We start from the raw sequence: 21629 nt of genomic DNA on the forward strand, positions 1-21629 counted from the left end.
ACGCTACGCCTCGGAGCGTAAATAGTGAAGGTCTTGGCCCGAGTTGAACGAAACCGTGCGCCGAGTCGTGGTCCGCATTGTGCGCGTCGGTAACGCCTAGGAGTTGCGCACCTCAACAGCCCCTGGATTGAATTGCCTTCAGCGACTTAGTTCCACGCTGCGGCAGACCGGAAAGGACGGTGGGCCATGGAGCCCGCTGATCGCGATCAGGAGCCGGACAATCGGCCCGCTGAACCACAACCCAGCCAACGCCGTTTCGGCGCCCTCTCCCGGCGCGGCGCGCTGCTGGGGATGGGCGCGGTGGCGGGCGTCGCCGCCGTGGACGTCGGCGGATTCGCGTACGCGGGCGGCTGGCTGCGGCCCGACACGCTGACCCCGCCGCGCTTCGCCGATCGGTTCGAACACGTCTTCGGCCGCCACGACGGTTTCCGGCGGAACCATGCCAAAGGCCTCAGCGCCACGGGATCGTTCGCGAGCAACGGCGCGGGGGCGGCGGTATGCCGGGCGACGGTGTTCCGGCCCGGAAACGTGCCGCTGATCGGCAGGTTTTCGCTGGGCGGTGGCCTGCCTGACCAGAGCGACAAGCCAGACACCGTCCGCGGATTCGGGCTGGTGTTCCAAGTGCCCAACGGCCAGCAGTGGCGCACCGCGATGGTGAATTTCCCCGTCTTCACCGACCGCACGCCGGAAGGCTTTTACGAACGGTTGCTCGCGTCCAAGCCCGTTCCCGCGACGGGCAAGCCCGATCCCCAGAAGATGGCCGCATTCCTCGAGCGCCATCCCGAGACCGTCGCGGCGCTGAAGGTCATCAAGCAGACGCCGCCCAGTGTGGGGTTCGCGGACAGCACGTTTCACGGTCTGAACGCGTTTTTCTTCACCAACAGTGCCGGTGCGACGGTCCCGGTGCGCTGGTCGGCGGTTGCGCAGCAGGCCGCTGCGCCGGCATCGTCGGGCAAGGACTACCTGTTCGACGACGTCATCCGTGCGGTCGCGCAGCGGCCGCTGACCTGGAAACTCATTCTCACGATCGGTGAACCGGGCGACCCGACCAGCGACGCCACCAAGGCCTGGCCGCCATCGCGCAGGTCGATCGACGCGGGCACCATCACCATCGACGCGGTGCAGACCGAGGAAGCCGGCAACGCACGCGACATCAACTTCGACCCGACCGTGTTACCCGACGGCATCGCCGTGTCCGACGACCCGTTACTGGCTGCGCGGTCGGCTGTATACGCGCGCTCGTTCACCCGTCGTGCCGAGGAACCCAAGTCGCCCAGTGAGGTCAATGTCGGCCAGGTGCGCTCATGACCGACGAAAAACTCGAAACAACGAGCACGCCAGCACGTTTCACAATTCCGTCCCGGATACTGCACTGGACGATGGCGCCAATGGTCATCGTGCAGTTGCTCATTGGCGTGACGATGATCGCTTCGCTGAGCTACTACCCGTTGCTGCTGGCCATCCACCGGCCGTTGGGCGTGGCCATCCTGATCTTCGCGGTGGTGCGGCTGGCGAACCGGCTCACGCACCGCCCGCCGGCGTTTCTGGCCACGATGAGCCGTGCCGAGCGCCGGATAGCGACGTGGTCGGAGTACGCGCTCTACGCGTTGCTGCTGACACAGCCGCTGATCGGATGGGCAACCCTGTCGGCCGCGAGACTGCCGGTCACCATGGTGGGGCCGATCCGCCTGCCGGGCATCGCACCGCAGAACCTCGATCTGTATGCGGTGCTGCGCGAATGCCACGGGGTCTTCGCCTTCCTGCTGTTCGCCGCGTTCACCGCCCACATGTGCGCGGTGTTGTTTCACACGCTGGTGTTGCGCGATGGTCTGCTCGATCGAATGGCGCTGTGGCCCCGCAGATTCCGCGCTGCGGGCCAAGGCAGTAAGACCGGTTCGTGAGTCACGCCGTGACGCAGGAGGCCGACCGCACCGGCCTTCTCGTGATCGATCCGTACAACGACTTCATCTCCGAAGGCGGCAAGGTGTGGGATCGCCTCAAGGCCGTCGCCGAAGCCAACGGATGTGTTCAGCACATGCGTGAAACCCTCAATGCGGCGCGGGCTGCGGACATCCGGGTCTTTTACGCGCTGCATCGCCGGTACCGCTCCGGGGACTACGAGACCTGGAGGTACACCGCGCCGATCCAGCGGGCCGCGTGGTCGCGTAAGACATTCGAGTACGGAACCTGGGGTGGCGAGCTGCATCCCGACTTCGAGCCTCGACCGGGCGACGTTGTCGCCCAAGAACATTGGTGCTCGAGTGGATTCGCCAACACTGATTTGGATCTCCTGCTCAAACAGCACGGTATCCATAAATTGATCGTCGTCGGCCTGATCGCTCACACCTGTGTGGAGGCGACGGTCCGATTCGCCGCCGAACTCGGATACGACGTCACGATGGTCAAGGACGCGACGGCGAGCTATTCGGATGTGGAAATGCGCGCGGCTCTGGAGGTCAACATCCCGAACTATGCCAACGCGATTCTGACCACCGACGAAGTCGTCGCCAACATTTCGGCGCGTTAGTCAACGGCCGACCCGGCTGTTGACCGCGCTGTCGAAGGTGACCCGAACGGTGTCGGCGCGCAACCACCGCTGTGTGATCGACACCGGCCGTAACGTGCGGTCATCGACGTTGAGACTCTCGATGTACCAACCGAGGCTGGACTGTGGCGCGTCGAGTTGGTCGGCGACTTCGCCTTCGAATATCTCGGTGCTGGCGTGCACCCACGACCGTCGCGGCGCAAGGCCGGCGTTGGTAAGGACTTCGTGAAGCGAGTCGTTGGCGCGCATCGCCAGTGCGAGGTCGGGAACCAGAGTGGCGGGCACCCATTCGATCCCCCACGCTGCGGGCAAATCGTTGACGTACGACAGCCGCACCAGACGGTGACATGGATCCGAAGGCAGCTGTTGCAGTTTGGCGGCGATCTCCGCGGGCGGCAGCTGCTGGACGCAGGTGCGCACCACATTTCGGGGAGAGGCGCCGGCCGCGCGCACCGTGGCGCTCCATGAGGGCGCGCGTTCCGCGTCGATCGGATAGTCGATGCGGTGGGTGGCGAAGCTGCCGGCTCCGCGCACCCGGCGGATCACGTTGCGGGCGGTCAGGTACTGCAGCGCGGCACGCGCGGTCGAGCGGGCGACGGTGAAACGCTGGGCCACCTCGTTTTCGCTCGGGACCCGCTGCCCGTCGTTGAATTCGCGAATCTCTGCTTCCAGGATTCGGGCGATCGAGCGGTATTTCGGGTCGGCGACCACAGCGCACCTTAACGCCGCGCGGATGCTCGCGCTTTGCCAGAGAACGACGATCGTCGAGTTGTTCGGACAACTGCGACGAAATCGGCCGTCAACGTTCACCTTTCGTACACCTACGCGAAGCCGTCGCGCCAGGGCTCAGCCAGACGGTTTCAGCAACGCTCGGTGCGGTACTCGGATGCCCGGCGCCGACCTACCTGCCCGACGCTGGCGCCCAGAGGAGACGGACATGATCAGACTGGCCTGCCTGGACATGGCGGGCACCACGGTGCTCGACGACGGCGCCGTAGCGGACGCGTTCGACGCGTCCCTGTCGTCGGCAGGGTTGTCTACCAGCAGCCCCGACTATCAGGCGGCCGTCCGCTATGTCCACGAGACGATGGGACAGTCGAAGATCGAGGTGTTTCGGGCCATCTTCGACGGCGACGTGCAGCGCGCGCAGGCGGCCAACGCCGCGTTCGAAGCGGCCTACATCGAAGCCATCCAGAGCAACGGGGTGGTGCCCGTTCCGCAGGCCGCCGAGACCATCGAAAAGCTCCGCGGATCCGGCTGTGCCGTCGTGCTCACGACGGGCTTTGCCCCGTCCACTCGCGACCACATCATCGCGGCCCTGGGGTGGGGCGACTTGATCACACATGCGTTGTCACCCGCGGACGTCGGCCGCGGGCGGCCCTATCCCGACATGATCCTCACGGCTTTGCTGCGCACCGGAACCGAAGCCGTCGACCAGATCGCCGTCGCCGGCGATACCACCAGCGACCTGTGGGCGGGTTCGCGCGCCGGAGCGGCGATCGTGGCCGGGGTCCGGACCGGGGCACACGGTGACGCCGACTTCGCGACCGTGCCGCACACCCACGTGCTGGATTCGGTCGCCGACCTGGTCGCCTGTATCGACGCCCATCACCAGGCGGTGTCGCGATGACGACGCTGGACAGCGCCGGCGTGCGTGCGCGGCTCGACGATGCGCCGGTCAGCCGGTTTCATCTGAAGGCCGCCGTCACCGCAGGCATGGGATTCTTCACCGACTCCTACGATCTCAACGTCATTGGCACGGTGACCTTGTTGGTCAAGCCCGAATTTCACCTGTCGGCCGGACAGGTCGGAGCGCTGACCAGTTCGACCCTGCTGGCGGTCGCGGTGGGCGCATTCCTGTTCGGGCGCCTTGGGGATGTGTTGGGCCGCCGGCGGGTGTACGGGCTGGAGGCGGTGCTGATGATCATCGGTGCGCTCACCTCGGCCTTCGCGCCGAACTTCATCAGCCTGCTGATCGCCCGTGTCGTTCTCGGAATCGGTATCGGCGGCGACTATCCGGCCTCCGGGGTGATCATGACCGAGTACGCGAACCGGCGAAATCGCGGTCGGCTGGTCGGATTGACCTTTCTGTTCTACGTTTTCGGTCAGGTCGCGGCCTACGTGGTCGCGCTTGTCATCGTCGCTGTGGGCACGTCGCCGGGGCTGTCCTGGCGGCTGATTCTCGGCCTCGGGGCGATCCCGTCATTGCTGGTGCTGTGGAATCGCCGGCACATGCCGGAATCCCCGCGGTGGACCCTGGTCGTGGCCGGCGATGCCGACCGAGCGGCTCGGGATCTGAGCGTGTTCTCCGGAAGCACGGTGGCGGCAGCGGCTGCTGATCGCGCGCCCGAGTCGGTGACATTGTGGAAAGCCTTGCGCTCCCGTTCTTTTCAGCTGACCCTGCTCGGCACCGCGGGTAGCTGGTTCTTCTTCAATGTTGCCGTGTACGGAAATTCGGTGAGCCAGCCGCTGCTGATCAATAGCATTGCGCCACACACCAGCATCGTCACCAACATGGCGATCAACGCCGCGCTGGTGGTGTGTTTCAGCCTGGTCGCCGCGCTCGTCGGCCTGGCGTTGTTGGACCGCATCGGCCGCAAACCGCTTCAGATGATCGGATTCAGCCTCTCCGCGTTGTCGATGGCGTTGATCGCCGCGATACCGGGGCTGACGTCGACGGTGACACCGTTCGCGGTGGTCTTCGGGTTGTCGCTGTTCGGCATCGCCGTCGGACCCAACTACACGACCATGCTGTTGGCCGCGGAATCGTATCCGACCGCGATCCGCAGTACCGCACACGGGATTTCGGCCGGGACGGCGAAAGTGGGTGCCTTCCTGGGCGCCCTGATCACTCCGGTCGCCCTCGCCCACTTGGGGCTGCGACCGACGGTGCTGATCGCCGGCATGTGCTTTGCGCTCGGCATCGTCGCCACGATGCTGCTGGCCGAGCCCAAGGACGTCGCGCTGGATACCGTCGAGCCAGGGCAACGCAAACGGCACGCTCGCAAGGCGATTGCGCCGACGACCTCGCAACCGGTGTCGGCATGACGGCAGTCAACGGCGCCGTGGCGGCGCGGTATGCGCGGTGGGACGGGGTAGGGCAGCCGATCACCGTGGTGACGACCAGCGCGGCGACCGACCCGGGCCCCGGCCGGGTCCTGGTCGCGGTCGACTTGGCCACCATCTGCGGGAGCGACCTGCACACCGTGAACGGACGCAGGGACGCTCCGCATCCGGGCATCCTCGGCCACGAACAGGTCGGTCGTGTGGTGGCCATCGGCTCCGGCGGGCGGCCCCGCTATCCCAACGACTCCGAGGTGGCTGTCGGAGACCGGGTCGTGTGGTCCATCACGGCATCCTGCGGGCGATGCCGAAATTGCGTGTGGGGCTTGGAACAGAAGTGCCTGCATCTGAAGAAGTACGGTCACGAGGCACTCGACAGCGCCTGGCCGCTCAACGGCGGCTTCGCCAGTCACTGTGTGCTGTTGCCGGGCACCACGATTGTCGAGGTGCCCGATAGCGTGCCGGACACCGTGGCCGCACCCGCGTCGTGCGCTACCGCGACTGTCGCGGCAGTGTTCGACGCAGCCGAGCTCGACCGCCACCGCGATCCCACCAGGATCCTGATCACCGGTGCGGGCATGCTGGGAGTCACCGCCGCTGCGATGGCCGATGCACTCGGCGCCTGGGTTGCGGTATGCGATCCGGACCCGGGGCGGCAGGAAACGGCGTACAGCTTCGGTGCCGACCTGGTTGTCGGCGATCCCGAGGACGTTCCGCCGGTCGACGTGGCGCTGGAATTGTCGGGGAGCTCACTGGCCGTCGAAGCCTGCATCGCCAGCTTGGATGTCGGGGGCCGGGCCGTCCTCGCGGGATCGGTGGCCGCCAGTCAGCCCATATCGATCGACCCCGAGTATCTGGTCCGAAATCTCATGACAATCACCGGAGTGCACAACTATCGCCCCCAGCATCTTCGGGCTGCCGTCGATTTCCTTGCCGCTCACCACGACCGCTATCCCTTCGCCGAGCTGGTGTCGGCGGCGGCCGATCTCGATCACCTCGACGACGCGTTGCGTAGCGCGTCAGCGTCGCGATCACTACGTCAATCCGTCTGTCCCACATCGTGATTAGTCTGCAAGCTGCCCGGGTGGTCACCGGGACTACGGAACACGTAGACCACGACGAGGCCGTCGGGCCCCGTTGGGTGACGATCGAAGACGGCTGCATCAGCTCCGTCGACACCCGGCCACCGCCCCACGCGACGCGAGTCGATCTGCGGCCTTTGCAGCTTTGGCCCGCTTTCACCGACCTGCACGCGGATTCGCTGCCGCGCTTCGAATCTCCCCGGCCCGCAACGGTGATACCGCTCGACGCCGCATTGGAGGACTTCGCGACAGATGCGGTCGCCCATGGCGTCGTGCGTCCCTACTTGTGCATCTCGGTGGGCGAAGGACCCGACACGGCCGACGGATATCGCCGTGCCCATTGCGTGCTGCAGACCCTGCACCGTGTCGCGGAGGAACTCCCGGTGACGGTGCCGGTCCATCTTCGCGTCGACGTCAGTGACCCCGAATCAGTGGACGGCACAGCCGAACTGTTGCGCCAGCACGGCCGCCGGATCGGGCTGCTGTCGGTGATGGACCACACCCCCGGTCAGGGGCAATACCAAACCGAGCGGGCATGGCGTCCGGCAATGGGGACCAGGCTATGCCTGGACGACGACGAACTCAACCGCTGGCTGGCGACGTTGCACCGGCATGCCACCGGAACACCGTTGCGCCGCAGACAGATCGCCCGGTTCGCCGCGGCGCACAACACGGTCTTCGCCACGCACGACCCGGACAGCGAAGGCGCCGTCATCGAGGCGGCCACGATGCGGGCCAGCATCTGCGAGTTCCCCCTGACCTTGGATGCTGCTGCGGCAGCACGCAATAACGGACTCGCCGTCGTCATGGGCGCACCCAACGCGTGGCGCGGGTCCTCACATTTGAGCAACCTGTCCGCGCGAGATGCCATCGAAGCCGGCGTGGTAGACGTGTTGACCTCGGACTACCACAGCGGGTCATTGGCCCGGGCCGCCGTGGCGATCAGCGAGGCGGGGGTGGCCTCGATCGACTCCGCGGTGGCGATGCTCACCACGCATCCGCGCCAGGTCGTTGCATCGTCGAGCGGCGATGTCGGGGGGCTGACACCGGGTCAACCCGCCGATCTGGTTGCGGTGCGCACCGAACCGATGGCTGCCGTCGTTGCGACCTGGTCGTCGGGCCGTCAGGTCAGCGGTCCGGCCCTTTGGTGATGTGTCCCAACGGAAAACCGGGTAGCCAGCGGACCGCGGATGCCTGACCGAAGCCTTCTCAGCGCACGGTGCCGAAGAAACGTTTACGCGCTGGCTTCAACACGAAGACGGCGAGCGCTGCGGTTGCCACATCAAGGCCAATCGCACACCCGAATACCGGAATCCAGCTCCTAGCTTGCTGATGCAGCAGCGCGGCGAGCGGACCGCCGAAGATGGAACCAATCCCAAACGAGATATAAAGCCACCCGTAGTTCGCCGTGGCGTAACGAGTTCCGAAGGTATCGGTCAAGGTGGACGGGAACAACGAGAAGATCTCGCCCCATCCGAAGAACACCACACCTGAGAGGAGCACGAACAGCACCGCGTCGTCTCGCGTGAGCAACCAGAGCGTCATCGCAACGGCCTCCAGCGCAAAGGCAAACCCCATGGTGTTTTCGCGGCCCAGTCGATCCGACACCCAACCGAACAACGGCCGCGTCAGGCCATTCGTGAAACGGTCGATCGTTAAGGCCAGCGGCAAAGCCGCAAGCCCGAACACCAAGACCTTGCTTACACCGAAGTCGGACGCGAAGGTCGCCATCTGCGATGTGACCATCAGGCCCGAGGTGGCCATCATTGTCATCATCAGGAACATCAACCAGAAGAGCGGCCGCTTGAGCATCTCGGACGGTCGATAATCGCGCGAAGTGACGGGCATTTGGACGCTCGACACGCTAGGCCCTAGGTCCAACGGTGGCATGCGCAACCCTTGCGCGGCAATGAACCCGACGGCGGCGAAGACGATACCGAACAGCCACAACGTCGACTCCACGCCTCGCGTAGCCAGCGACGAGGTAATCGGAAAGGTCGTCAGAATCGCGCCCATCCCGTAGCCGGCCGCTACCACACCGGTGGCGAAACCGCGTCGATCGGGAAACCACCGGACCATCAGTCCGACCACGCCGACATAGACAATGCCCGTGCCGAGGCCCCCGACACCGCCATAGGTGAGATACAGCATTGGCACCGTATGCGCGTAGGAAGCCAGCATCCAGCTCGCGCCCGCCAGCAGCGTGCCGACTGAGATCAGCAGACGCGGCCTGAAGCGGTCGATCAGCGCGCCCTGGAGTGGCGAGAAGAAGGCCTGCAACACCACCAGAATCGAGAAGGTAACCTGCAATTCGGGCAAGGCAATGCCGAGCTTGGCGCCTAGCGGCTTGGTCATTAGCGTCCACACATACTGCGGACTCGATATCGCCATCATGCAAACAAGGCCAAGACCAAGCTGAAGCCAGCGGGTCCGCGCGATGGTCGGCGCTACGGGTGCGGCCGTGCCGTGTAATGCGTCCGTGTGCGTAATCAATGTGGTTCTTCCATCTAGTTAGCGTGCTCGACGCGATCTGAACGACGTTGGTTGCAAGCAGGTTTCAGCCAGCACGAATCAGCGCGGCGTCCAATATGATGTGCTAACAGTAGATTTCGCGTGTTACCGAACCCGCACCGATAGTAACCGGCGGATTAACACTCAATCACAGGACGATTCGCTGATCCGACATCTGTTGCTACACAACAAAATTAGCAAACACGGGATGCGAGAGAACCTTCGATAGATTCCGTATATCGGTGCGGGACAACAGACAATAAGCCCAGACGCTGCGCGAGCGGGTGTCGTCTGTACCGCAAAGCCGACATGCGCCGGAGTTGTTAACCAAGGGATTCAGCGCGATTCACGTGTCTGAATGCGCGATCATCGCCGCGACGCTGTGGGTTGAAACTCAGTTACCAACCCGCCCGACTGTGCCGGCAGCGTCTCAACGAACAGCGGGACCCGAGTTCTCTAGTACGGCGAGGACTGTTGGGCCAGGTTCAGCAGGGCGTAGGCCGCGCACAGCAGGAAATTCAGTGCGAGCAGCGTCATGCCGGCGATCAGTAACGATCGCGCGCCCTCGCGTCTCATCTGGCGGTACTTCGCGGTGCGGGCCTCGCGGTCGAGTTCGGCCGCGATCAATGCGAATCGGAGATTGGCCTCTTCACTCGCCGCGCACGGTGCGCCGGCCAGCATCGCTCGCAAGCGGGCCGGCGAAGTTTCGACGCCGACGCGCGCGAAGCGATGGCAAAGCCGCCGCGCATGCCGGCGCCCGAGCTCCTCACCGCGCATGTCCAACTGACGCGAGAGTTTCGCTCGCTCATTCCCCCACGGACTCGGCCGGTTGGTCATACTCCGAACCTTAATTCGCTCGCGCCGGGTTTGGGGTAGCCGCGTGACTACCACCGTGAGCGCCGCGGCAATCGGCGATGCAGTTGCTCGGCGCAGCAGTTCGCGAGTTCCACACCCGCTGAATGGACAGATCCATTGCTGGGCTCCTGGATTGTCGTCCGATCGAGGTACTCAACGGATCTTTACACCCGGCCGGATCGAGGTCCAATTCGAATCGGTGATACCGATAATCCGTATAGATGATGCTCTATGCCAGCCACTTTCGCGGCCACCACGGGCGTGATGCGCAACGCTTATGCGCAACCGTTAATTGCGCGGACGGCCCGTGAGATGCCTCGCTAATCTAACTATTCACTGAGGCACTCAGTGCCGAATTGCGGCGCCGATCTCCATCGCCCAATCCGGCGTGTTCAGCGTTTGCGTTTCAAGGACTCGACGATGATTTGCGTGGTCAATTCCGCTCGGCGCCGCGAATACTGCCGGGCATCCGAGAGGATCGGATAAACCACGCCGCCGACAATGGCATCGGCCGCCGACTCCGCGGTGGCCGCATCGATGCCGTCGGCCAACAGCCGGGTCCGCACACTGTCGTGCAGCGGCAAACTGAAGCCGGCGCGCAACTTGACCGCGGTTTCCTCGTGCTCCATGCAGGCGACGGTCAGCGTCCGCAGCATCGCTGAACCGCGCTCCGTCGTCAGCGTCGAGGTCAGCTTGCGCACCCAACCGAGCAGGTCGGCGGCGAGGTCGTCGGTGTGGTCGACGGACGCCAGGATCTTGTCGGCGTCTTCGAGCATGACGTCGGCCACCAGCGCCGGACGGCTGGGCCACCACCGATAGATCGTCTGCTTGCCTACCCCGGCGCGCGCGGCGACCGCCTCGATCGTCAAGCCGTCGAATCCGCGTTCGAGAAGGAGTTCACGCGTGGCGGTGACGATGGCCGTCCGCGACTTCTCGCTGCGGCGTCGTGGTGAGCCGGCCGGTGGACTCGCCTGCGTGAGATCGGTTGGCATCTGATGATCCTCGTTTTTCAGGTCCCCGCCGTCCTCGCCGCGGGCCACGGGCCCGGGGTCGCTTTGCAGATCTGGACCCGCCCCGGTAATCTTCCACAAGACGAGACGGTTCGTCTTGTAAGACGGAAGGATATCAGCCGGTGCGGCCGAAGCCCATGTTCGCCACTGCGCGGCCGCGGTCATGACCCTGGGACTGACCCCCGAGCAGCAGGATCTCAGCGAAGCCGTCGGCCAGTTCGCCACCCGGCACGCACCGATCGCCTCGACACGAGACCAATTCGACGCCCTGGCATCCGGTCAGCTTCCCAAATGGTGGGACGCATTGGTGGCGAACGGGTTTCACGCCGTGCATCTTCCGGAGAATATCGGTGGCCAGGGCGGGCGGCTGATCGACGCCGCATGCGTCCTGGAGTCGGCGGCCAAGGCGCTGCTGCCCGGGCCGCTGCTGCCGACCGTCACGACGGGAGCCGTTGCGCTCCTGGCGGATCCGACTCCAGCCGCCGAGTCACTGCTGCGTGAGCTGGCATCCGGCGCGCCGGCCGCCATCGTGCTGCCCGACAATGCCGATATTCAGGCCGACGCCGACGGCGACGGATGGCTGCTGACCGGCGGTTCGAAGGTCACCGCCGGCATGGGTGTCGCACGGGCTATCCTCGTCGGCGCGCGTGGCGCCGGTGATCAGGTCATCTGGGTGGTGGTTGACGCCGAAAGGCCGACTGCGACAGTCGAATACATGCCCGGTACTGACCTCGTCATCGATGTCGGGGTGCTGCGCCTTGCCGATTACCGGGTCGCGCAGTCCGATCTTCTGACCGGAATCGACGCCGAGCGCGCGTCCTGCCTGGCGGTGGCGCTGGTGGCCTGCACGACGGCGGGCATCACCCAGTGGTGCGTGGATGCCGTCACCGCGCACCTGCGCACCCGGGAGCAGTTCGGCAAGGTGATCGGCACTTTCCAGGCGTTACAGCACAGCGCCGCAATGTTGTTGGTCAACAGCGAGCTGGCCACCGCGGCGGCCTGGGACGCGGTTCGGGCCGCGGACGAGTCACTCGAGCAGCACCGGCTTGCGGCGGCGGGGGCGGCGACGATAGCTGTCTCGCCGGTGCCGGACCTGGTGCTCGACGCGTTGACGATGCTCGGTGCGATCGGTTTCACCTGGGAACACGACATGCACCTGTACTGGCGGCGGGCCATCAGCCTGGCCGGATCGATCGGACCCGCGAACCGCTGGGCGAGACGGCTGGGCGAGGCCACCTGCACCCAGACCCGCGACATGTCGGTCAATCTCGGTGATGCGGAAGCCGAATTCCGCCGCTGGGTCGCCGAGACGCTTGATGCCGCGATGCAGCTGCGCAACGACAAACCGGCCCCGCACGGCGACTACGAGGACCAGGCCTCCGGCCCACAGCGCACGCTGATCGCCGACGCCGGTCTGATGGCGCCCCACTGGCCGGCGCCGTGGGGCGTCGACGCGGACCCCCTCAAGCAGCTCATCATCGACGAAGAATTCGCCAAGCGACCGGGACTGGTGCGGCCGTCGCTGAACATTGCCGAATGGATTCTGCCGTCGGTTCTGGCTGCCGGTTCAAAAGACTTGCAGGAGCGGTTGATACCGGCGACCCAGCGCGGGGATATCCATTGGTGCCAGCTGTTCAGCGAGCCGGGAGCCGGCTCCGACCTCGCATCATTGGCCACCAGGGCGACCAAGGTCGATGGCGGCTGGCGGATCAACGGCCACAAGATCTGGACGTCGTTGGCACAATACGCCGACTTGGGTGCCCTGTTGGCGCGCACCGACCCCGAGGCCAGTAAGCACCGTGGGATCGGCTACTTCCTCCTCGATATGCGCTCGCCCGGCATCGAAATCCAGCCCATCAAGACGGCCACCGGGCAGGCACACTTCAACGAGGTCTTTCTCAACGACGTCTTCATCCCCGACGAGATGCTGCTGGGTGGTCCCACCGACGGCTGGAGCCTCGCGATAGCCACGATGGCCGAAGAGCGTTCGGCCATCAGTGGATACGTCAAATTCGACCGGGCCATAGCGCTGCGCCGCCTCGCATCGCAACCCGGGCCGGACCGTGACGACGCGCTGCGCGAGCTCGGTGAGCTTGACGCCTACACCAACGCCATCCGGGCACTCGGGGTGCGCGAAACGATCCGGCTGCTCGACGGCCAGGCCTCCGGCCCGGCGTCCAGCATCGCCAAGGTCGCGATGAACGTACTGCTGCGGCGGACCTTCCAGGCGACCCTGCAGCTGACCGGGCAGGTCGCAATGGTCGACGACGACGATGCCGCGGTTGTCGAGCCCTACCTGCATCTGCCGGCCGAGCTGATCGGTGGCGGGACGAGGGAGATCCAGCTGAACATCATCGCGCAGATGATTCTGGGCCTGCCGCGCAAGTAAACTCCGAAAATAAGGACACGCCATGGGATTACGCGGAGAAGCCGCGATCGTCGGCTACGTCGAACTGCCTCCCGAGCGGCTGAACAAGGCGTCACCGGCGCCCTTCGTCCTTGAGCAGTGGGCCGAGCTGTCCGCCGCGGCACTGGACGACGCGGGATTACCAGGTGAGGTCGTCAACGGGATCGTCGCCTCTCACCTGGCCGAGTCGGAGATCTTCGTCCCCTCCACGATCGCCGAATACCTCGGCGTGGGTGCACGATTCGCCGAGCATGTCGATCTCGGGGGAGCCAGCGCCGCGGCCATGGTGTGGCGGGCGGCCGCGGCTGTCGAGCTCGGAATCTGCGACGCCGTGCTGTGCGCATTGCCGGCTCGCTACATCACGCCGACGTCGAAGCAGAAGCCCCGACCGATGGTCGATGCCATGTTCTTCGGGTCGTCGAGCAACCAATACGGCTCTCCACAAGCTGAATTCGAGATTCCGTACGGGAACCTCGGGCAGAACGGGCCGTATGGCCAGGTGGCCCAGCGATATGCGGCGATCTACGGCTACGACGAGCGGGCGATGGCCAAGATCGTCGTCGATACCCGCACCAACGCCAACCACACCGACGGCGCGATCTGGAAGGACAAGCCGCTCACGGTCGAGGACGTGCTGGCCAGCCCGGTGATCGCCGACCCGCTGCACATGCTCGAGATCGTCATGCCGTGTGTCGGGGGCGCTGCGGTGGTCGTGGCCAACGCCGATCTCGCCAGACGTTCACGCAATCGCCCGGTGTGGATCAGGGGATTTGGCGAGCACGTGCCGTTCAAGACACCTACCTACGCCGAGGATCTGCTGTCGACGCCGATCGCCGCGGCCGCGGACACCGCATTCGCGATGACCGATCTGACCCGTGAGCAGATGGACATGGTGTCGATCTACGACTGTTACACGATCACCGTGCTGCTGTCGCTGGAAGACGCGGGCTTCTGCGAGAAGGGCACCGGGATGGAGTTCGTCGCCAACCACGACCTGACCTTCCGGGGCGACTTTCCACTCAACACCGCTGGCGGTCAACTCGGCTTCGGCCAAGCGGGATTGGCCGGCGGCATGCACCACGTCTGCGACGCCACCCGCCAGATCATGGGCCGCGCGGGCGCGGCGCAGGTCGCCGACTGCAACCGGGCCTTCGTGTCCGGCAACGGCGGAATCCTGTCCGAGCAGACGACGCTCATCCTGCAAGGGGACTGACTGATGAAGTTCGACCGCCCGATGCCCGTCAAAACGCCTACCACCGCGCCGTTTTGGGACGCGCTGGCCCAGCACCGCATCGCGATTCAGTACTCGCCGTCGTCGGACAGCTACGTGTTCTATCCGCGGGTACGCGCGCCGCGCACGCTGGCCGACGACCTGGAATGGCGCGAGATTTCCGGCATGGGGACGTTGTATTCGTTCACCGTGGCGCACCGGCCCGTCAGCCCGCATTTCGCCGACGCCGTTCCGCAGCTGCTCGCCATCGTCGAATGGGACGAAGGCCCAAGGTTTTCCACCGAGATGGTCAATGTCGATCCGGTGGATCTCAACGTCGGCATGCGGGTGCGCCCGGTGTTCTTCGACTATCCCGAGCACGACGTCACGATGCTGCGCTACGAGCCCGCCCCGGAGTAGCGCGCGCTCATCGTCGAGCGTGACGCTAGCGCCACACTCGACGCCCAACGTGACGCCAGCGTCACACTCGGCGAAAGCTACTTCAGCTCCTCGGTCGGCACGTCGTAGCGCTCCTGGTAATCGCGCACCCGCTCCCGCACTTCGTCGGCGTCCAGGCCGGTGTCGGACCAGGTGTAGCGCCCGCGCCCGCCGTCACCGGGGTGGGCGGCCAGGAAGTCGCGCATCTTCTGTTCGGCCTCGGGCTTGAGCTCGCGGCCGAGCTTCTGATAGATGTCGCCGATCGTGCGCCACGGGTCCTTGACGAAATCCGTGAACTGAACGTCGATCATCCGGCCCTCGGGCACAACGCCCTTGTCGCGCATCGCCATCCCGCGCTCGAGGCCGACGACGATTTCCTCGTACGACTGCGCCGCGCACTCGGCGGTATTCGTTTCGTCGCTGCCCATCCGCCGCAGGTGATTGGTCAGCGCGGCGATCGACGAGATGACGTTGAGCGGATCGCGGTGCGTCTGCACGACCAGCGCGTCGGGGTATTCGGCCATCAGCTTGTCCAGCTGCCACAGGTGTGCCGGCGACTTCAGCAGCCACTGCCCGCAGACGCCAGACTGTAGGTGCTGCAGGAACATTCGATGGAAGCGGTAGGCCCCGGTGTGGTCCGCCTCGTACATCAGCCAGTGGGCGTAGCTCGGCAGGCGGTACTGCACGGGGAAGATCATGCTGGTGAATTCGCTGGCCGTGATGCGCACACACTCCTGGCCGACGAGCGCACCCATCGGGTGAAACGCCAGGAAACCGGGGATGATCTGCTCGGACATCTCGATCGTGGCCTGCGTCTGCGCGATCCGCGGATCGGTGTGATACGTCTCGGGTTGCGGAACCGGGCAGGGCGCGTCCACCTCCCACGTCAACGGTGCCCGCAACTCGGGGTCCTGGGCCAGCAGGTCGTAGAGGATGGTGGTTCCGGTGCGGGGCTGGCCGACGATGAAGATTGGCGAAGTGATTGGCTCGGCGGCGATTTCGGGGTGCTCTTTGCGCCACGCGGTCACGCCCAGCCGGTTGGTCAGAGCGCGGATGATGTCCAGGTAGGCGACCTCCACGCCGATCGCCGACAGTCGCGCCTCGTTGATCAGTCCGTCGGCGAGAAGCTGCAGCCCGGGCTGCCAACCGTCGGCACCGAAGTCGTCACAGCCGGCCTGTTCGCAGGCGGCGGCGATCAGGTTGTCCGGGTTGAATCGCTCCTGCAACGTCATGCCTGCTCTCCGGCCTCGCGCACCGACACCAACACGTCGGGCGGGGTGGGATTGTCCAGCCAGCGCAGGACCACGAAGCCGCGATGCCGGCCACCGGTGTCGAGCCAATGCCCAAATCCCAAGTCCTGCGCGGAGATCGCGATACGCACCCGCCCGTCGGCATCCGGGCGCACCCCGCGATTCGTCACCGAACTGTGCCGGCGACGCGGCTCGAAGCACTCGTGCCAAACGCTTTCCAGCGTGACGTTCCAGTACCGGGTGTCGGGAGGCTCGATGTCGAGTACCAGCGCCTGGCCGGGGTCGAGCCGGTAGGTGCCCATCATGTACAGGTTGTCCGGCGTCGTGTCGGCCGCACCCAGATCGGCGGCCTCGGCGGTCAGCAGTGTGTTCGGCTGCTGCAGCAACTCCGGCTTGATCGTGCGGTGCAGCGTGGTCAGCTTCATCAGCGACCACGCCATCGCGGTGAACTGTTCGGCCAGTTCATCATCGGACAGCACGCCCACCGGATCGGGGTCGAGTGCCTCGATGCGCATCGTGGCGAGCTCTTCGGCGTCGCGATCGGCGATGTACTCGCGGACCACGACCGACGACGCGTCATCCGGTATCTGGATCCACTGCGCACCCCCGAGGTCGGCCGGCTCGTCGGCGGACAGCACCAGGGCGAACTGCCCGGAGTTGAGCTCCAGGTTGGTGTCGCCGAGGTAGTTCGACATTCGCCGAGGGGTCAGGCCGGTGCCCGCCAAGATCTGGAAGCCGAGGTAGGTCGTCGTGCCGCGGGTACCGGTGATCCGATAGCGCCGATCGCCGCGGATCATCGCCAGGAAATAGTTGCCGTCGGGATTGGGCCCGCCGATCATCCGGGTGTCCGAACACATATCGAAGAACGCCGGGCGTGCGGTGTCGGCCTCGACGGCCATCTGGGAACACAGCGACGACACCCGGGCGATCACCCGCAACCCCTCGAGAAGCTCGCGCTCGGTCTCGGCGTCCTCGGTCACGATCTTGGTGACGTCGCTGATCATCTGCTGAAAGAACTGCCACGCGGCGCGCGCTTGCGGCGCATGATCGGTCGGCGACGCTGCCGGATTATGAGACATAGTCTCATGCTAGGACTATGGTCAGCCTCCTGAACAAGGATTCACCCGAATTGCCGGCGCGGCCTACCTGAAGTGCGACTTGTCGATTTGTGCGTGCACCCCGACAGTGCGGTCGACCACCTGCGAGACGCAGAAGTCGGCCGCGGCGGACAGGTAGGCGTATGCGGTGGCCCGATCCATACCCTTGTCGGACTCGAGAAAGTCCAGTGCATTGACGACCGCCCGGCGCATCGCCACGTTGAGATCATTGATCTGGCCGTTGACGCTGGCATCGGGATCGGAGAGCCCGATGGGCACCCAGAGATCGGCGGTCTCGGCGAAGGGGTAGCGGTAGGCCACCGACGGCGCATCACCGGATTTCGGTTTGCACACCGTAAGCCGAAAGGTTCCTCGCAGCGATCCTTCCATCGCGGTGAGCGCGACCTCGCCGTTGCCCATCGCGTGGTGGGGGTCACCGACGTAAAACAGTGCGCCTTCGGCAAACACTGGTAGGTAGAAAGTGGAGCCCACGCCCAGCAACCGGATGTCAATGTTGCCCCCACCCAGGGTCGGCGGTATCGAATTCGCGCTTGCCGCGGTGAGATCCGAATCCTGAGAGAAGGCGACACCCATCATGCCCATGAACGGGTTGAGCGGAAATCGCACCGACGCTTTGCCATAGCGCATCACGCCATGGCCGTCTTCGATGGACGTGAACGTGAAGGAGTCGCCGTATTTCGTCGGGTCGGCGTTGGGTCGGTGATCGTCGCCTACCGGCGGCATCACTTCTGCCAGGGTGATTCCCGCGGGTGCCTTTCCGTCCGTCGTGCTGGCCAATGCTCCTTTGCCGTGCCGACTCGAGACGACGCCGTAAGGCACTCGTGGCGTCGCCTCCAGCGTCTCGATCTTGAGCACGTCTCCAGGCTGCGCTCCTTCGACGAACACCGGACCGGTGACCACGTGGGGACCGTCCTTGTCGAAATTCCTTGGGGTGCGCCGATATTCCACGGCGATCGCGATGGCGTCGGTGAGGACCTCGGATTGGTGGACGCCCTTTGACCCGAAGTACGCGACGGGATTTCGCCCCTGATCCTCCAGGATGCCCTCGTGCGAGACGGCGTCGACCGTGAGCGTTTCCCCCGACTTCATTTGCAGCACCGGTTTGGCATGCACGTTGGGGACATAGCCCCAGAGCACCTGGTCGGGCGTGGACTGCAGGTAGTGGTTGCCCCTGATATCGCCCTCGCCTGGCTGCAGAACCTGAGTGGCACTGAAAGTCGCAGCCGCCGAACCGGTTTTGGCGCAACCGGCTGCGATACCCGCTACGCCGACACCGGCATCGATTGCGGCGACGGCCCTGACGAAATCGCGTCGACCAACACCGTCGACGATGGTGTCACGTGCACTCTGCATAGAGCTTTGATCCATCGTTGGTCTCCAGGGATATCGCGTTGGCCGACATGTTCAACGGATCTTCGCAGCCCGGAATAATTACGGTCCAATACGAATTCGTGATGAGGGCCATTCGCATCGATGATGCTGCTACACAACGACTTCGGTGACGAGGTATAAATGCCATCACAATGTTCCAGACAAATTAATACTCGGTTACGATAATTTGGATCGAGCCGGATGCGGTGTGTGATGTCACTGCGGCCGGCGGACCTGCAGCACCGTCGGCGAAACCCCCGCCATGGACGGCTCGAGCAACCAGTCGATTTACCCGGATATGGTGGTTGAATGTCTGCGGCGTCTTCGTCGATGTCCCTTGCGGAGCAAAAGCGCACGGCGACACGGCAGCGTATCGCCACGGCCGCCGCGCAACTGGTGATCAGCCGCGGGCTGGCCGGGGCGACCGTAGACGACATTGCCGACATGGCCGAGATCGGGCGGGCAACGTTCTTCCGCTATTTCAACTCCAAGGAAGATGCCGTCGCGGAGGGCATGAACACCCATTGGCTGGATCGGATCATCACCGCCCTGGCCGCCCAACCCGCGGGACGCAGTGCCGTGGAAGCCGTCGCCGGCGCCTTCGGTGACCTCGGGAAGGGCTTCGCCGAGATCGAGGACCAGGTGCGCGAGTTGGCCACCCTGACCCGCTCGTCGGAAACCCTGGAGGCATGGACGCATGGACGCATCTACGTGCGCTATGAAGCGGCGATCGCCGACCTGATCGCGCCCCGGCTACCCGAGCTGGCACCCCAAGACCCCAGGCCCCGACTGATCGGTGCGCTGGCGATGGCGGCGGTCCGCATCGCACTGGACGACTGGCTCAGTGACGGGGGATCATTGCCCGACCGGGTGCGGGACGGCCTGGCCGCGATCGTGATCGCCTGACGTTAATTAGCTTGCGGCGCTGGCCATTTGAGAATCCTACGGGCCGATCCACCGAGAATCCAGGTCTTCTCGTCCTGCGACAGCGACGAGGAGTCGCGGATGCTGAACAGGTTCTCGGCCCAGGTGGCGCGGTGCCGGGTCATGGTGTAGTCGCTGGCCCACATCACCCGCTCGGCTCCGAAGGCATCGATCACGCGGCGCAGCTTCGGTTCGAGGTCGCCGAAGGGGTAGGGCTCGGTCGACAACAATGACGGTGCGTGCGCCCATTTGTAGGCCACGTTGGCGTAGCTCGCCATCGCGATCGCGTCGTCAATGCTCGCTTGGCCGGGTGGGGCATCGAAAGCGGCGCCGCAGTGATCGATGACGAATTGCACGTCGGGAAAGCGCTGCACATATTGCGTCAGGTGCGCCACCGTGCCGGGACACGTGACGAACACCGGCAGGCTGTGCGAACCGGCGGCTTTCAGTAACCGATCGTGACCGCCCTGCTCGAACACCGCAGCTTCGGCCGGAGTGAAGATCGTGGTGCGCAGGGCCTTGAATCCGGGTGCGGCAGTCAGCGTTTCAATCCAAGATTCGATGCCCGGGTCGGTCGGATCCACTCGCATCAGGAAGGCGAAACGCTCGGGATGACGTATCGACGCCGCTTCGGCATTCGGTCCCACACATCGAAAGGCGCCGTTGGCCAGTCGATAGCCCGGCTGCAATCCCTCGTCGGTAAACGTGTCGAACTCGTCGAACAGCACGCCCGCAATGCCCAGGGCGTCCATGATCGCCAGCGTGACCTCGGTGCCGAGCATGTTGGCGTGGACCTGGGCGTCAACGATGTCCATCGGATCGCTCCTCTGCGGCGTGCGCTCAGACGGGAGTATGCCAGTGCGGTGCTAGGTCGAGGAACGCACGATCAGGCGGGCGATGTCGGTGGGCTCGCCGGCGGGCGGCGGGGGGTATCCCAACCGTTCGAGGAGTGCGGCCAGCGCGAAGTCGGCGACGGCGCGCGGGTCGAACCGTACGGTGGTCAGCGGCGGGCTGCTCACCATACCCATCGGACTGGCGTCGACGCCGATGACGGCGAGATCGCCCGGGCAGCGCAGTCCCGCTTCATGAATGCCATGCAAGACGAGGCAGGCGATTTCGTCGCTCTGCGCGCACACCGCTGTGACGCCGTCGCCCACCCAACCCCTGACCACATCCGCGGCGTTATCCACCGTCACCTCGGCGACGGCCACTCGCGGCAAGTCCCGCGACTTGGCTGCCCGCACGACACCCTCGATCCAATAGTCGCCAAGCGCCCGCCATCGCTGAATTGCGGTGTAGGCGAACGCGATCCTCCGGTGGCCACGCGACACGAGATGTTCGACGCGCATCTCCCCGATGGCGAGGTGCGGCTCGCCGAGTGCGGGCAGTGTCCCCATCTCGATGTTGGGTATGCCGGCGGCTTTGACCGCGCGGGCGGCGGCAGCGCTGAGCGGGAACAGGCTGGTGACCGCGATCGGGTCCAGGTTCTCGATCGCATCGACGACATGCTGATCGTCCTCGGTCTCGAAGATCTGCACCTGAAGCAGGCCCAGGCGCGCCAGCTCGGTGGTCATTCGGCTGCCGGCTTGCATCGGCATGTCGCCCACGGCTACATACGGCACGATGTAGAGCACCACGCCGCTCCTGCCCCGAGCGAGGTTGCGCGCGGCCAGGTTGGGCCGGTAGCCCAATAGCTCGGCGGCGCGTTGGACTGCCTCGCGGGTCTGAGCCGAGATTCGGCGGCCCGCAGCATTGTTGAGGACATAGCTGACCGTCGCGGTCGACACGCTGGCCAACCGCGCCACGTCAGCGTTGGTGGGCCGCACCACCTTATTCGCGTTCACC

20 protein-coding genes are annotated in these 21629 nt (G+C 65.2%); 11 read left to right on the forward strand and 9 right to left on the reverse strand.

All coding sequences use genetic code 11. The features are described 5' to 3' along the window. Positions 1 to 186 precede the first annotated feature (186 nt). From ACAG21_RS10550 to ACAG21_RS10560, 3 genes are read left to right on the forward strand one after another with little or no spacing between them, the layout of a single operon-like run. Positions 187 to 1308, forward strand: a complete 1122-nt coding sequence (locus tag ACAG21_RS10550) for a catalase family peroxidase (protein WP_370495982.1) — start codon at positions 187 to 189, stop codon at positions 1306 to 1308. Further along, a complete protein-coding gene (locus ACAG21_RS10555) occupies positions 1305 to 1901 on the forward strand; it encodes a cytochrome b (RefSeq protein ID WP_370495983.1) in 597 nt (198 codons plus the stop codon). The genes ACAG21_RS10550 and ACAG21_RS10555 overlap by 4 nt, the downstream gene beginning before the upstream one ends. After that, on the forward strand, positions 1898 to 2527 hold the full coding sequence (locus ACAG21_RS10560; RefSeq protein ID WP_370495984.1) for an isochorismatase family cysteine hydrolase: 630 nt from the start codon (positions 1898 to 1900) through the stop codon (positions 2525 to 2527). The genes ACAG21_RS10555 and ACAG21_RS10560 overlap by 4 nt, the downstream gene beginning before the upstream one ends. Here the strand turns inward: ACAG21_RS10560 and ACAG21_RS10565 are convergent, their stop codons facing one another. Continuing rightward, the gene (locus ACAG21_RS10565; RefSeq protein ID WP_370495986.1) at positions 2528 to 3256 is read right to left on the reverse strand and encodes a GntR family transcriptional regulator; all 729 of its coding nucleotides are present in this window, start codon (positions 3254 to 3256) and stop codon (positions 2528 to 2530) included. Between the two features lie 226 nt (positions 3257 to 3482). Between ACAG21_RS10565 and ACAG21_RS10570 the strand changes: the two genes are divergently transcribed. From ACAG21_RS10570 to ACAG21_RS10585, 4 genes are read left to right on the forward strand one after another with little or no spacing between them, the layout of a single operon-like run. Next, positions 3483 to 4175, forward strand: a complete 693-nt coding sequence (locus tag ACAG21_RS10570) for an HAD family hydrolase (protein ID WP_370495987.1) — start codon at positions 3483 to 3485, stop codon at positions 4173 to 4175. Then, positions 4172 to 5593 carry an MFS transporter gene (locus tag ACAG21_RS10575; RefSeq protein ID WP_370495989.1) on the forward strand — a complete coding sequence of 474 codons (1422 nt, stop codon included), beginning with the start codon at positions 4172 to 4174 and terminating at the stop codon, positions 5591 to 5593. Before ACAG21_RS10570 ends, ACAG21_RS10575 begins: the two co-directional genes overlap by 4 nt. Continuing rightward, positions 5590 to 6672 carry a zinc-binding dehydrogenase gene (locus ACAG21_RS10580; protein WP_370495990.1) on the forward strand — a complete coding sequence of 361 codons (1083 nt, stop codon included), beginning with the start codon at positions 5590 to 5592 and terminating at the stop codon, positions 6670 to 6672. Before ACAG21_RS10575 ends, ACAG21_RS10580 begins: the two co-directional genes overlap by 4 nt. A 20-nt stretch (positions 6673 to 6692) precedes the next feature. Then, on the forward strand, positions 6693 to 7841 hold the full coding sequence (locus tag ACAG21_RS10585) for an alpha-D-ribose 1-methylphosphonate 5-triphosphate diphosphatase (protein WP_370495991.1): 1149 nt from the start codon (positions 6693 to 6695) through the stop codon (positions 7839 to 7841). Positions 7842 to 7899: 58 nt separating this feature from the next. Here the strand turns inward: ACAG21_RS10585 and oxlT are convergent, their stop codons facing one another. From oxlT to ACAG21_RS10600, 3 genes are all read right to left on the reverse strand, one after another. Then, entirely contained in the window at positions 7900 to 9183 is a 1284-nt protein-coding gene (gene oxlT, locus ACAG21_RS10590) for an oxalate/formate MFS antiporter (RefSeq protein ID WP_370495992.1), read from the reverse strand. Positions 9184 to 9657: 474 nt separating this feature from the next. Then, the gene (locus tag ACAG21_RS10595; RefSeq protein WP_370495993.1) at positions 9658 to 10038 is read right to left on the reverse strand and encodes a hypothetical protein; all 381 of its coding nucleotides are present in this window, start codon (positions 10036 to 10038) and stop codon (positions 9658 to 9660) included. Positions 10039 to 10448: 410 nt separating this feature from the next. Further along, complete coding sequence (locus ACAG21_RS10600) at positions 10449 to 11048, reverse strand: TetR/AcrR family transcriptional regulator (RefSeq protein ID WP_370495994.1); 600 nt, start codon at positions 11046 to 11048, stop codon at positions 10449 to 10451. A 181-nt stretch (positions 11049 to 11229) separates the two neighbouring features. Here ACAG21_RS10600 and ACAG21_RS10605 point away from each other — a divergent pair, with 181 nt between their 5' ends. From ACAG21_RS10605 to ACAG21_RS10615, 3 genes are read left to right on the forward strand one after another with little or no spacing between them, the layout of a single operon-like run. Beyond that, complete coding sequence (locus ACAG21_RS10605) at positions 11230 to 13455, forward strand: acyl-CoA dehydrogenase (protein ID WP_370495995.1); 2226 nt, start codon at positions 11230 to 11232, stop codon at positions 13453 to 13455. A 22-nt stretch (positions 13456 to 13477) separates the two neighbouring features. Next, a complete protein-coding gene (locus ACAG21_RS10610) occupies positions 13478 to 14686 on the forward strand; it encodes a thiolase family protein (protein WP_370495996.1) in 1209 nt (402 codons plus the stop codon). After that, positions 14687 to 15103, forward strand: coding sequence for a Zn-ribbon domain-containing OB-fold protein (locus tag ACAG21_RS10615; RefSeq protein WP_370496304.1), 417 nt, complete (start codon positions 14687 to 14689; stop codon positions 15101 to 15103). A gap of 77 nt (positions 15104 to 15180) precedes the next feature. On the opposite strand, the gene ACAG21_RS10620 is transcribed toward ACAG21_RS10615, so the two are convergent. The 3 genes from ACAG21_RS10620 to ACAG21_RS10630 all read right to left on the reverse strand — a co-directional run bounded on the left by ACAG21_RS10620 (position 15181) and on the right by ACAG21_RS10630 (position 18857). Then, positions 15181 to 16353, reverse strand: coding sequence for a sulfotransferase (locus ACAG21_RS10620; protein WP_370495997.1), 1173 nt, complete (start codon positions 16351 to 16353; stop codon positions 15181 to 15183). Further along, positions 16350 to 17450 carry a DUF1214 domain-containing protein gene (locus ACAG21_RS10625; RefSeq protein ID WP_370495998.1) on the reverse strand — a complete coding sequence of 367 codons (1101 nt, stop codon included), beginning with the start codon at positions 17448 to 17450 and terminating at the stop codon, positions 16350 to 16352. The genes ACAG21_RS10620 and ACAG21_RS10625 overlap by 4 nt, the downstream gene beginning before the upstream one ends. Before the next feature lie 63 nt (positions 17451 to 17513). Continuing rightward, positions 17514 to 18857, reverse strand: a complete 1344-nt coding sequence (locus ACAG21_RS10630; RefSeq protein WP_370496000.1) for an acetamidase/formamidase family protein — start codon at positions 18855 to 18857, stop codon at positions 17514 to 17516. Positions 18858 to 19169: 312 nt separating this feature from the next. Here ACAG21_RS10630 and ACAG21_RS10635 point away from each other — a divergent pair, with 312 nt between their 5' ends. Continuing rightward, on the forward strand, positions 19170 to 19766 hold the full coding sequence (locus ACAG21_RS10635) for a TetR family transcriptional regulator (RefSeq protein WP_370496001.1): 597 nt from the start codon (positions 19170 to 19172) through the stop codon (positions 19764 to 19766). Positions 19767 to 19768: 2 nt separating this feature from the next. On the opposite strand, the gene ACAG21_RS10640 is transcribed toward ACAG21_RS10635, so the two are convergent. Further along, positions 19769 to 20599 (reverse strand): amidohydrolase, encoded by an 831-nt coding sequence (locus ACAG21_RS10640; RefSeq protein WP_370496002.1) that lies wholly within the window; start codon positions 20597 to 20599, stop codon positions 19769 to 19771. Positions 20600 to 20650: 51 nt separating this feature from the next. Further along, complete coding sequence (locus ACAG21_RS10645; protein WP_370496003.1) at positions 20651 to 21628, reverse strand: LacI family DNA-binding transcriptional regulator; 978 nt, start codon at positions 21626 to 21628, stop codon at positions 20651 to 20653. Position 21629 lies beyond the last annotated feature (1 nt).

The sequence above is a fragment of the Mycobacterium sp. pR1184 genome, from assembly GCF_041287235.1.
In the GTDB taxonomy this organism is placed as follows: Bacteria; Actinomycetota; Actinomycetes; order Mycobacteriales; family Mycobacteriaceae; genus Mycobacterium.